Here is an 11,388-nt window from a genome sequence, read left to right as displayed (position 1 = left end):
CGCCATGGAACATCCGAAATACAAGATCGCCCTCATCGTCGGCGCCGGCGAAGGCCTGAGCGCCTCGCTGGCACGGCTGCTGTCCGCGCAAGGCATTCGCGTCGCGCTTGCCGCGCGAAAGATCGAGAAGTTAGGCGCGCTCTGCAGCCAGACCGGCGCGAAGGCCTATGCCTGCAACGCCACCGAGCCTGAGGAGGTCGAACGCCTGTTCGGTCTGGTCGAGCGCGAGATCGGCACGCCGGATCTCGTCGTCTACAATGCCTCTGGCCGCGCGCGTGGCACTTTTGTCGATCTCGTCCCGGCGGATGTAGCGAATGCGATCGCGGTCAGCGCCTATGGCGGCTTCCTGGTGGCGCAGCAGGCGGCCAGGCTCATGGTACCAAACAAGCATGGCGCGATCCTGTTCACCGGTGCTTCGGCCAGCGTCAAGGGCTACGCGCAATCCGCTCCGTTCGCGATGGGCAAGTTCGCGCTGCGCGGGCTGGCGCAGAGCATGGCGCGCGAATTGTCGCCGCAAGGCATCCATGTCGCGCATTTCGTCATCGACGGCGGCATCAAGAGCGCCGCGCGCACCGAGCCGGCCGACAAGCCGGATTCGATGCTCGATCCCGATGCGATCGCGGAGAGCTACTGGAACGTGCTGCAGCAGCCGCGCAGCGCCTGGAGCTGGGAGCTGGAGCTGCGGCCCTGGGTGGAGAAGTTTTGAGGCGATAACCTAACAGCAACCGTCATTGCGAGCGAAGCGAAGCAATCCAGAGATGTTTCTCCGGATACAGACTGGATCGCTTCGTCGCTTCGCTCCTCGCAATGACGAAAGTAGGGAGCGACCATGACCACGGAAACCACCGTCGACACCGGCACCAATGAACTGCTCTGCGTCATTCGCGACCGCGTCGCCGTCATTACGCTGAACCGGCCGGAGGCGCGCAACTCGCTGTCGGACACGCTGACGCCGGCGCTGCGCACGATGATCCGGACCTGCGGCGAGAACCCCGATGTCGGCGCGCTGCTCATTACGGGCGCCGGCGAAGCCTTCTGTGCCGGCGGCGACGTCAAGGGCATGGGCGCGCATCGTGATCCCAAAAAGCTGGAAATGTCGCTTGAGGACCGCGTCGCCGATCTCCAGGAGCGGCAGCGGCTGCTCACCGGCGCGCTGATGTCGGTGCGCAAGCCGACCATCGCCGCCCTTCCCGGCCCCGCCGTCGGCGCCGGGCTTGCGCTCGCTATGGCCTGCGATATCCGCATCGCCGCACAATCGGCCTTCGTCGCCACCGGCTATGCCCGCATCGCGCTCTCCGGCGATTACGGCATCGCCTGGCTGTTGACGCGGCTGGTCGGCACCGCGCGGGCGCGCGAGCTGCTGTTCACCGGCGATCGCGTCGACGCGGCGCGCGCCGAGGCCATCGGCCTCGTCAACCGCGTCGTGCCTGACGACAAGCTGCAAGCCGAGGCCTTCGCCCTGGCAAAATCGCTCGCCGAAGGTCCGCGGCTGGCGCTGCGCTACATGAAGGACAATCTCGACGAGGCCCTGCTGTTCGATTTCGAAACCGCCCGCGATCACGAGGCCGAGCGCCTGATCCGCCTCACAACGACCGCCGATCACAAGGAGGCGGTGCAGGCGTTCATCGAGAAGCGCAAGGCGGTGTTCACGGGGAAGTAGGCGCCTCAATCACAGCGGCGCGTTTTGCGTGAGGGGCAAAAAAAAGCCCGGCTCAGATTTGACTTGAGCCGGGCCCGGAGTGGTGTCAGGCCGAGGCTGAGGGGCTATCGGCCTGACGGGAAAGTGCGGCGAGACGCCAGCTGGCGCAGGGAATGTCCTTCGGCGCGACGTGGATCTCCTTGTCGAAACGCACCAACTTCCAGTCGTCAGGATGACTGACGAAGGCGAAACCGGATTTGCGCGCGAGCGAGATCATGGTCTGGTTGGAGCGCAGCGTATCGCCGAAGATGTGCTCGGCGCCAAGCGAGGCGGCGCGGCATTCGAGGTTCTTCAGAAGCGCGGTGGCAATGCCGTGGCCCTGCCAGCGATCGTCGACCGAGAGGCCGAACTCCAGCGTCGAGGTCTCGACATGCAAGGCGTAGCGCGCCTCGGCAACGATGGTCTCGAAGCCGTCGACCATCCTGGTCGCGACCACGGTAAATCGTTCGCGCTCGCCGACCTGAAGGAAGTCATTCAGCAGCCCCTTCGGCAGTTCGCTGAGCGCGCCGAAGAAGCGGTTGTAGCGGGAGCGGGTCGAGAGCGAGCGGAAATAGTGCTGGAGCTCCTCGGTGTCGCGCGGCTCGACGTAGCGCACGTTGATTGCGTCGCCCTGCCGGGTGCGCAGCACGTCCGAATATTGCTTCAGATCTTCAAGCCGGAGGGTGCTCATGACACGTGCCCTAGAGAAGGAGGGACCGCCGGCGCCCCTGTGATCAGGCGGCGCCGGCCTGGCGGCCTATCAGGCCCGCCAGAAGGGTTTCTCAGCCTCAAAGGCGATATCGCTCCAGGACAGGCCGACGTCGTGGAGATCGCGGGCGGTCCAGTTGCTCAGTTCGCGACGGGTCCGGTAACGCTCGTGCCAGACATGGAGTGTTTCGCCGATCTGGTAGAGCAGCCCAGGCGCATGATGATTTGTCATCGAATTGTCAGTGCAGGTAGACATTTTCAGCTCCTCGAGCTAAATTTTGACCGAATATCCTCCTGCGCGCGTGCTTCGACAAACGACAATTTGTACCTCTTCGCATGAAATAAGCTCATGCATCATGCTGCCAAATGACTGCCAGATTGCCCTCCCTGAACGGATTGCGGGCGTTTGAGGCCGCCGCGCGCCATCTCAGCTTCACGCTGGCGGCAAGCGAGCTGAACGTGACACAGACCGCGATCAGCCATCAGATCCGCCGGCTCGAGGACGAGCTCGGCATCCGCCTGTTCATCCGGCAGAACCGCGCGCTGGCGCTGACGCCGGAGGCGCGAGACTACCTGCCCGGCGTCCGCGCCGCCTTCAACGACCTCCGGCTTGCGACCGACCGGCTGCTGCGCAAGGACGACGACAAGGTGCTGACGGTCTCGACACTGGCCTCGCTGGCGGCAAAATGGCTGCTGCCGCGGCTGACCGATTTCCAGGAGGCACATCCCGGCATCGACGTGCACATCACCACCTCGACCAGCCTCGTCGATTTCCAGCGCGACGAAGTCGACGCCGCAATCCGTTATGGCCGCGGCCAATGGCCGGGCCTGCGCGCCGACTGGCTGATGGCGGACGAGCTGTTCCCGGTGTGCAGCCCCTCGCTGCTGCGCGGCGACAAGCCGCTGCGCCAGCCGGAGGATTTGCGGGGTTATCCCCTGCTGCACACATCCAACGCCAACAGCGACGACTGGCGGCTGTGGCTGACGGCGGCGGGCCTGCCGGCCGACATCGCCAGGCAGCCCGGCATCACCTTCGACATGATCTTCATGACCATCCAGGCCGCGATCGACGGCATCGGCGTGGCGATGGGGCGGACCTCCTATGTCAGCGACGACATCGCCAAGGGCCGGCTCGTGGTCCCCTTCAAGATCGCGCTGCCGGCGGACGCGGGCTTCTATCTGGTCTCGCCGGAGGGCCGCCGCGAGGCGCCGAAGCTCGCCGCGTTTCGCCAGTGGATGATCGCTGCAACGCAGAATAAAGCCTGAAAAATCATCAGCTTCCGCAGCAAATTCAGTTGACTCGCAACGCCTCGCGCGAGATGGGGTAAGACAGATTGTCACAGCAACGATCTGTCGCCTTGCCGTGAAAATGAGTTCCGGTCCGGCCACGTCTTCCAGGGGAGTAACGTCAATGGCTGGACCAGCAGCATCAACCAATCCGCCCGAGATCAAATCGCGCATCGGCGCGATCCTGCGCGCAACGAGCGGCAATTTCCTCGAACAGTTCGACTTCTTCCTGTTCGGCTTCTATGCCGCCGCGATCGGCAAGGCGTTCTTCCCCTCCACCAACGAGACCGCGTCACTGCTCAACACCTTTGGCGTGTTCTGGCTCGGCGCGCTGATGCGCCCGGTTGGCGCGATCGTGCTCGGCGCCTACATCGACCGCATCGGCCGCCGTCAGGGCCTGATCGTGACGCTCGCTATCATGGCCATCGGCACGGTCGTGATCGCATTCTGCCCGAGCTACGCCACGATCGGCATCGCAGCGCCTGTGATCGTCCTGGTCGGACGCCTGCTGCAGGGCTTCTCCGCCGGCGTCGAGCTCGGCGGCGTGTCGGTCTACCTCGCGGAAATCTCCACGCCCGGCAACCGCGGCTTCTACACCTCGTTCCAGTCGTCGAGCCAGCAGGTTGCGATCTTCGTGGCGTCGATCCTCGGCTATCTCCTCTCCGAGGTTATGCCGGCTGACACGGTCGCAGCCTGGGGCTGGCGCATTCCCTTTTTCGTCGGTTGCATGATCATTCCGCTGATCTTCTTCCTGCGGCGCACGCTGGAGGAAACGCCCGCCTTCCTCGCCATGAAGAAGCATCCGACGGCGAACGAGGTGTTCGCCTCCGCGCTCGCCAACTGGCGCATCGTCATCCTCGGCATGATGATCGCGGTCCTGACCACGACGACGTTCTACTTCGTCACCGTGTACACGCCGACCTTCGGCAAGACCGTGCTGAAGCTGTCGTCGCAGGATGCGCTGCTGGTCACGCTGCTGGTCGCAGTCACGAATTTCATCTGGAATCCGGTCGGCGGCGCGCTGTCCGACCGGGTCGGCCGCAAGCCGGTGCTGCTCGGCATCGCCACACTGGCGCTGCTCACCGCCTATCCGGCACTGAGCTGGCTGGTGGCGGCGCCGACCTTCGGCAAGCTGCTCGCGGTCGAGATGATGTTCTCGTTCTATTTCGGCATGTACAGCGGCACCATGCTCGGTGCTCTCGTCGAGATCGTGCCGGCACACGTCCGCACCACCTGCTTCTCGCTCGCCTTCGCGCTCGCCGCCGCGCTGTTCGGTACCTTCACGCCCTTCGCCTCGACCTTCCTGATCGACTACACCGGCAACAAGGCATCGCCCGGTCTTTGGCTGATGTTTGCGGCCGCGCTTGGTATCATTGCCGCGTCGATCGTCTATCGCGGCGGCCGCCAGGCGGTGACGACGTATGATACGGCGGCGGAGCCGGTGGCGGGTCATTGATGGTCATTCCGGGGCGCGCGTAGCGCGAGCCCGGAATCCATTTCTCCGAGCATTCCTGACGCACGATGGATTCCGGGCTCGGTCCTACGGACCGCCCCGGAATGACAGTGGGGGCTACAGCTCCACCACCACGTAATCGCTCTCGACCTTCACCGTGATCGTCTCGGCGACATACGGCCCCTTCACCACGCTCGCACCGGGCTCGACATGGGCCGGATAGGCCTTCGCGCGGAAGCGGCGGGGGTCGCAATAGGATTGGCCGGTGCGGATGTCGAACTCCCAGCCGTGCCAGGGGCAGCGGATGATCTCGCCGAGTTTCGTATATTCGATCTCGCCGGGATCCCTGGACTGCGCGAGCCCGATCAGCGGGCCCTCGCACAGCGCCGCGCCCTGATGCGGGCAGCGGTTCATCAGGCCGAAATACTCGCCCTTGACGTTGAAGACCGCGATCGGCCGTCCCTCGATCTCCAGGAATTTTCGCGTGCCCGGCGGAAGCTCATCGACCGCGGCAATCACATGCCTCGCCATCAACTGATTCCGTAGAGCTTCCGGGCATTGCCCAGATAGAACGCCTCGCGGTTGGTGTCGCTGACGCCCGCCGGTAAGACACGCGACGGCTCGTCATAATCCCAATGCGGATAGTCGGTCGCGAACAGCAGCCGGTCCCAACCGAGCCAGTTGATGACGTCGAGCAGATCCTCGCGCCGCTCCGGATCTTCCATCGGCTGCGTGGTCCACCACACCTGCTCGCGGATATATTCCGACGGCGGCCGTTTTACGTGCGGCACCTCGCTGCGCAGCCGCTGCCACGCCTTATCGAGCCGCCAAGCGAGTGACGGTGCCCAGCCAAAGCCGGCTTCGATCATCACCATCTTTAGCTTCGGGAAGCGCTCGAACACGCCTTCCAGCACGAGGCTGGCCAGTGCCGATTGCTGGCACTGCGAGTGGCCCACCATCTCCTCGATGTAATAGGACGGCCAGCCCGATGGCGTGATCGGGTTGCCGCCGAAGCCGAAGGCATGGACGCCGACAGGAAGGCCGGCCTCTTCCGCGGCCTGATAGATCGGCCAGTATCGGCGCTGACCGAGCGGCTCGACATTGCGGCTGAGCAGCAGCACCTGCACAAAGTTCTTGTCACCGGCGCGCTCGCGAATCTCGGCAGCGGCCGACAGGCCATCCTCATTGCCGACGACGATCGACGCCTTCAGCCGCTTGTCCTTGCTGGTCCATTTGTCGATCTGCCAGTCGTTGATGGCCGAGCAGAGCGCAGCCGAGAGGTCGTGATTGCGGATGCCTTGCCCGGTATTGAGCGGATTGAGCACGCCGAGTTGCACGTTGTTGGGATCGAGCAGTTGCTTCTGCATGAAAGACAGCGAGGAGCCCTGCGGGCCGCCCTCCGGCGGATAGGCATCGCGGCGCGAGGCATTGGGCTGCGCCTTCGGATAGGGCGGGCCTTCCATCATGCCCTGATAGGCATGAACGCCGTAGATCTCGAGGTGATGCTGCCAGCGTTTGGCCAGATAGGGATAGAGCTCGGTCCGGGTCGCGCGCGCCGGATGGATGTCGCAGTCGGCTATCGCGGTCTTCGTCGTCGGGGGGGAAGCGGCCTCTAGGCTCTCGCGGAACTGGATATTCATCGCCTTGCCTCCTTTGGCAGCGGGCTCACGTCAGGCGGGGATAGGTTGCATGCGGATTGTCGATCATGATCTTGCGCACGAGATCGGGGGACAGACCTTGAGGCAGCGCGTCCAGGCCATCGAACTGCCAGTGCGGATAGTCGGTGGAGAATAGGACCAATTCGTCGGACTGCATATGCTCAAACAGGCGAATTAATGTCGCTTCGTCCGGCGGCGCATCAAATGGCTGTAACGAGAAGCGGATGTTGCTGCGCACAATTTCCAGCGGCGCACGATCGACCCAGGGCGTCTCCATCCGTACCCCGCGCCAGAACTTGTGCAGGCGCCAGAGAAAGGGCGAGATCCAGGAGACGCCGGACTCCAGCATCACCATCTTCAGCCGCGGATATTTGGCGAAAACGCCCTCGACGATCAGGCTGGTGAGCTGGGTCTGAAACGCCTGGGCCTGACCGACATAATCCTCGATGTGATAGGAACCCCACCCCACCGCGGTCGGCGGATTGTGATAGGCGGAACCGGCGTGGATCCCGACCGGAAGGTCGTGTCGTTCCGCCGCCTCATAGATCGGCCACAGCGCGCGCTTGCCGAGCGGCGTGTCGCCCATCACCAGCATCAGCACCTGCACGAAGCGCTTGTCCTGCGCGCAGCGCTCGATCTCGGCGACTGCCTTCTCGACGCTTTGTGTCGGGATCACGATCGAGCCGCGCAGCCGGGAATCGCGATCGAGCCATTCCTTCGCGAGCCATTCGTTCAGCGCGCGGCAGAACGCGGCCTGCAAATCTTCCGAGAACACCATCTGCACGCCGTAAAGCGGGTTGCAGATGGCATACGTCAGCCGGAACGGATCGAGCACATGCCGCTGCATGTCCTCCAGGCTTTCGCCCGGCTTGCCATTCTCGGGACGCCAATCGGGCCGCGCCACGATCGGCGAGTTTTTCGGGTAGGATTGCGAGACGAGATCGACCATGCCGCGCGTCGTCACCTGATCGCGCCAATAGTCGTTCAGGTACGGCAGCAGGCTGGTCAGATGCGGCACGGCCGGATGCACGTCGCAATCCACCCCGCCGGCGATCAGGGACGCCATGACGCCTCTCTTCTCACGTTTCCTCGTCGTGTCCTGTCGCGGGCGGCGCTTGGCCGCTTCGCCTTGTCCGCCATTCAAGCAGGCCTGCCCTCCGCCCGCAACTCGGCCAAGGCTTCTGTCATATGCTAGGAAGGCTGGGCTCGGTTGCGAAGGAATAAGGGATGATAGGGATGAAAGAGCTCGTCGGCATTGCGGAACAGGTCGCAGGCAAACTGATCGCGCGCAAGCAGACCATTGCGGTCGCGGAATCCTCGACCGGCGGCCTGATCGCAGCGAGCCTGCTCGCGGTGCCCGGCGCCTCTGCCTATTTCCTCGGCGGCGCAGTGGTCTACACTCGCGACGCCAGGCGCGTGCTGATGGATATTTCGGACGAAGGAATGAAGGGCTTTCGTTCCTCCTCGGAGCCCTACGCGAAACTTCTGGCCGAACAGATGCGCGGCCGCTTCAGCTCCGACTGGGGCCTGTCCGAGACCGGCGCAGCCGGCCCCACCGGCAACCGCTATGGCGACGCTGCCGGCCATAGCTGCATGGCGGTCGCGGGGCCGGCAGCTGAGGTGATGACGCTGGAGACGGGCAGCAGCGACCGGTTCGCCAACATGCAGCTGTTCGCGGCGACGGCGCTGAAGTTGTTGCTGAAGAAGCTGGAGGGATAGCTGCCTAGCCGTGCGAGTGAGAATTGAACAGTATCGCCACAAGCACCGCTGTCATGCCCGCGAAGGCGGGGCATCCAGTACTCCGCGGCCCATCGATTCAATCACGACGGTCTCGGAGTACTGGATCGCCCGCCTTCGCGGACGATGACACCGGAGTAAGCGACCTCACCTTCCCAAATGCCGCGTAAAAATCCGCACCACATAGCCCTTGAATCGCGGTGCCTCGTCGTAAAGCTCTGAGGCCAGCCGCTCGATCGTCTCGCGCAGCGACATGAACTGCGTCTGGCGGGCGCTGCTTTCGGTACCCTGCATGCCCGCAAGCTCGTCCATCGCGGCATCGCTGATCTGGCAATGCACGACGTCGCCGTCATTCGTCATGGTGAAGCGGAAAGCCAGACGTTCGAGGTCGTGGCCGATGATCCTGTCGCGCGCCAGCGGCATCCAATTGTCCCGTTCGCACCCCCGAACGGGACAATGCAAAAAATCCGGCGGCTTGTCACCTTGGCCGCAAGAAGAACCGCGGCTCTCTAATAGACGAGCGCAGTCCCGGTCGGCTTCTCCAGCGCCGTGGCCAACGATTTGTACTCCTCGCAGTCCGTCCCGCAGATGGCTGCAATCCGGCTCAGATGATAGAGCGCCTGCTCGCGGTTGCCTCGCTCGAGCTGCCACAGCCCGTAATACTGCCACGTCAGGACGTGGTTCGGATCCGCCTTCAGCGCGCGCTCGTACCAGACCTGCGACTGCTCGTAGTCGCCAAGCTTGCGGTAGGAGTAGCCGATGAGGTTGGCGACGTTCGGATGGTCGTCATGGCCAAGCGATTTCAATTGCGCGATCGCGCTCGCATAGTCATTGCGCTCGTAGATGGTGTCATAAGCCACGCGGTAGCCGGTCGCGAATGCGGGATCGTCGATGCTGGACTGGTTGTTGGGTTTCCTGTTCTTTTGTGTGGCCTTTGTTCCCGGCCGCTTCGGATAGGTCGGTTGGGCTGTGCTCGGAGCTGAATAGGTGCTCGCAAAAGGATCCATGCCTCCGCCCCCGCCTCCGCCACCGCCCCCTCCACCACCTCCTGCGGCATACGCCGGGGAAGCCAGCAGTGCCGCAAACGTTCCCAGAGTAACGAACCTGATCATCGTTCCGATCATTTCTGTCTCCTGTCTCGATCCAAGCGGCCCCGGACCAATTGATAACCCTGCGTTGGCTTCGATATTCCGTGGCGCAGTGCTAACGGAGACGTCGACGCTCGTAAGACAGCTCCCCTGTCCTTCCAGGAGAGCTAAGCGCTTTACTGATAAGCGCTCTACTGAAACGCGACTTCGGCAAAGCTGCGCAGCTTGCGCGAATGCAAGCGCTCCGACTCCTGCTGCTTCAGTCGTTCCAGCGCCTTGAGGCCGATCTCAAGATGCTGGCCGACGCGGCGGCGGTAGAATTCGCTGGCCATGCCGGCGAGCTTGATCTCGCCATGCAGCGGCTTGTCGGAGACGCAGAGCAGCGTGCCATAGGGCACGCGGAAGCGGTAGCCGTTGGCCGCGATCGCGGCCGATTCCATGTCGAGCGCGACTGCGCGCGATTGCGACATGCGGCGAATGACCTCGGGCCCTGATATCTCCCAATTGCGGTTGTCGACGCTGGCGACCGTGCCCGTGCGCATCAGGCGCTTGAGCTCGAAACCTTCCAGGCCGGTGACGTCCTCGACCGCCTGCTCCAGCGCGACTTGCATCTCGGCCAGCGCCGGGATCGGCACCCACAGCGGCAGCTCGCGATCGAGCACGTGGTCCTCGCGCACATAGCCATGCGCCAGCACGTAGTCGCCGAGCCGCTGGGTGTTGCGCAAACCGGCGCAATGCCCGAGCATCAGCCAGGCATGCGGCCGCAGCACCGCGACGTGATCGGTGACGTTGCGCGCGTTTGACGGACCGGTGCCGATATTGATCAGGGTGATGCCGCGATAATCGGGCGCGACCAGATGGAAGGCCGGCATCTGTGGCGTGCGCGTGGGCGCGTCTCCGGTGGTCGCCCCGCCAGCACGCGTGATGACGTTGCCCGGCGCAACAAAGGCTTCGAGCCCGGCCTCGCCGGACTGAAGCCGCTGCTGACACATCTGCGCGAAGGCATCGACATAGAACTGGTAGTTGGTGAAAATGACAAAGTTCTGGAAATGCTCGGGATCGGTGCCGGTGTAGTGATAGAGCCGGCGCAGCGAGTAGTCGACGCGGGCAGCGCGGAACAGCGACAGCGGCTCGGGCGCACCCGGCTGAAGCTCGAACGTGCCGTCGGCGATCGAATCGTCCATGGCGGCGAGATCAGGCACGTCGAACGCATCGCGCAGCGAGCGCGTAACCGGCGAATTCTCGCTGGTGCTGATGGCGGCTTCGATGTTGATGTCGCGGCGATAGGCGAAGTGGATCGGGATCGGCTCATTGGACTCGCCGATCTCGACGGGAACGCCGTGGTTCTGGATCAGGAGGCCGATCTGCTCCGTGAGATAAGCGCGGAACAGATCCGGCCGCGTCACGCTGGTCTCGTGCACGCCGGGTCTGGCGACGAAGCCATAGGAGAGACGCGAGTCCAACCGCGCATACGTCGCGGTGGTGAGGCGGACGAAAGGATAATAGGCGCGCACCCGCATCGTGATCGCCTCGCCTGAGACATAGGCTTCGAACCGGTCGCGCAGGAACTTTGTGTTGCGCTCGTAGATCTCTTCGAGACGGGCGACGGCAGGGCCGGCGTCGGTGAAGGATTTTGTGGTGATGGAGGGCGGGGTCTGCATGGTTCGACGCGGGGTTGTTTGGCGCATGCCGCATTATAGCAAGATTGCAGTCTCGTAGGGTGGGCAAAGCGAAGCGTGCCCACCATCATCATTGCTGCGTGAAAATGAGATCCCGGAT

The 11,388-nt window shown here is 63.8% G+C and carries 13 protein-coding genes; 5 read left to right on the top strand and 8 right to left on the bottom strand.

The features are described 5' to 3' along the window. The first annotated feature begins 4 nt into the window (after positions 1-4). Together ABIC09_RS22030 and ABIC09_RS22025 are read left to right on the top strand one after the other, a co-directional pair. Complete coding sequence (locus ABIC09_RS22030) at positions 5-706, top strand: SDR family NAD(P)-dependent oxidoreductase (RefSeq protein ID WP_354110527.1); 702 nt, start codon at positions 5-7, stop codon at positions 704-706. Positions 707-829: 123 nt separating this feature from the next. Beyond that, positions 830-1,660 carry an enoyl-CoA hydratase gene (locus ABIC09_RS22025; protein WP_354110526.1) on the top strand — a complete coding sequence of 277 codons (831 nt, stop codon included), beginning with the start codon at positions 830-832 and terminating at the stop codon, positions 1,658-1,660. Positions 1,661-1,745: 85 nt separating this feature from the next. On the opposite strand, the gene ABIC09_RS22020 is transcribed toward ABIC09_RS22025, so the two are convergent. Together ABIC09_RS22020 and ABIC09_RS22015 are read right to left on the bottom strand one after the other, a co-directional pair. Then, entirely contained in the window at positions 1,746-2,369 is a 624-nt protein-coding gene (locus tag ABIC09_RS22020; RefSeq protein ID WP_354031631.1) for a GNAT family N-acetyltransferase, read from the bottom strand. Positions 2,370-2,438: 69 nt separating this feature from the next. Then, positions 2,439-2,642, bottom strand: coding sequence for a DUF1127 domain-containing protein (locus ABIC09_RS22015; protein WP_148755021.1), 204 nt, complete (start codon positions 2,640-2,642; stop codon positions 2,439-2,441). 110 nt (positions 2,643-2,752) lie between these two features. On the opposite strand from ABIC09_RS22015, the gene ABIC09_RS22010 reads away from it, so the two are divergent. After that, the gene (locus tag ABIC09_RS22010) at positions 2,753-3,652 is read left to right on the top strand and encodes a transcriptional regulator GcvA (protein WP_354110525.1); all 900 of its coding nucleotides are present in this window, start codon (positions 2,753-2,755) and stop codon (positions 3,650-3,652) included. A 145-nt stretch (positions 3,653-3,797) separates the two neighbouring features. Next, positions 3,798-5,129 (top strand): MFS transporter, encoded by a 1,332-nt coding sequence (locus ABIC09_RS22005; protein ID WP_354110524.1) that lies wholly within the window; start codon positions 3,798-3,800, stop codon positions 5,127-5,129. A 114-nt stretch (positions 5,130-5,243) separates the two neighbouring features. Here ABIC09_RS22005 and ABIC09_RS22000 read toward each other — a convergent pair whose 3' ends face one another. The 3 genes from ABIC09_RS22000 to ABIC09_RS21990 are packed head-to-tail and all read right to left on the bottom strand — an operon-like array spanning position 5,244 to position 7,850. After that, complete coding sequence (locus ABIC09_RS22000; protein WP_148755016.1) at positions 5,244-5,657, bottom strand: Rieske (2Fe-2S) protein; 414 nt, start codon at positions 5,655-5,657, stop codon at positions 5,244-5,246. Next, entirely contained in the window at positions 5,657-6,766 is a 1,110-nt protein-coding gene (locus ABIC09_RS21995) for an amidohydrolase family protein (protein WP_148755014.1), read from the bottom strand. The genes ABIC09_RS22000 and ABIC09_RS21995 overlap by 1 nt, the downstream gene beginning before the upstream one ends. Positions 6,767-6,791: 25 nt before the next feature. After that, entirely contained in the window at positions 6,792-7,850 is a 1,059-nt protein-coding gene (locus tag ABIC09_RS21990) for an amidohydrolase family protein (RefSeq protein ID WP_148755013.1), read from the bottom strand. Between the two features lie 170 nt (positions 7,851-8,020). On the opposite strand from ABIC09_RS21990, the gene ABIC09_RS21985 reads away from it, so the two are divergent. After that, positions 8,021-8,503 carry a CinA family protein gene (locus tag ABIC09_RS21985; protein WP_148755011.1) on the top strand — a complete coding sequence of 161 codons (483 nt, stop codon included), beginning with the start codon at positions 8,021-8,023 and terminating at the stop codon, positions 8,501-8,503. A gap of 165 nt (positions 8,504-8,668) precedes the next feature. Here ABIC09_RS21985 and ABIC09_RS21980 read toward each other — a convergent pair whose 3' ends face one another. The 3 genes from ABIC09_RS21980 to ABIC09_RS21970 all read right to left on the bottom strand — a co-directional run bounded on the left by ABIC09_RS21980 (position 8,669) and on the right by ABIC09_RS21970 (position 11,270). Next, positions 8,669-8,944 (bottom strand): DUF1488 family protein, encoded by a 276-nt coding sequence (locus tag ABIC09_RS21980; protein ID WP_354110523.1) that lies wholly within the window; start codon positions 8,942-8,944, stop codon positions 8,669-8,671. Positions 8,945-9,030: 86 nt separating this feature from the next. After that, on the bottom strand, positions 9,031-9,645 hold the full coding sequence (locus tag ABIC09_RS21975) for a tetratricopeptide repeat protein (protein ID WP_354110522.1): 615 nt from the start codon (positions 9,643-9,645) through the stop codon (positions 9,031-9,033). Positions 9,646-9,800: 155 nt separating this feature from the next. Further along, positions 9,801-11,270 carry an AMP nucleosidase gene (locus tag ABIC09_RS21970; protein ID WP_354031628.1) on the bottom strand — a complete coding sequence of 490 codons (1,470 nt, stop codon included), beginning with the start codon at positions 11,268-11,270 and terminating at the stop codon, positions 9,801-9,803. Between the last annotated feature and the right edge of the window lie 118 nt (positions 11,271-11,388).

Source organism: Bradyrhizobium sp. S3.12.5 (assembly GCF_040548225.1).
GTDB classification, from domain to species: Bacteria; Pseudomonadota; Alphaproteobacteria; order Rhizobiales; family Xanthobacteraceae; genus Bradyrhizobium; species Bradyrhizobium cytisi.
This window is presented reverse-complemented; position numbering and strand designations above follow the sequence as displayed.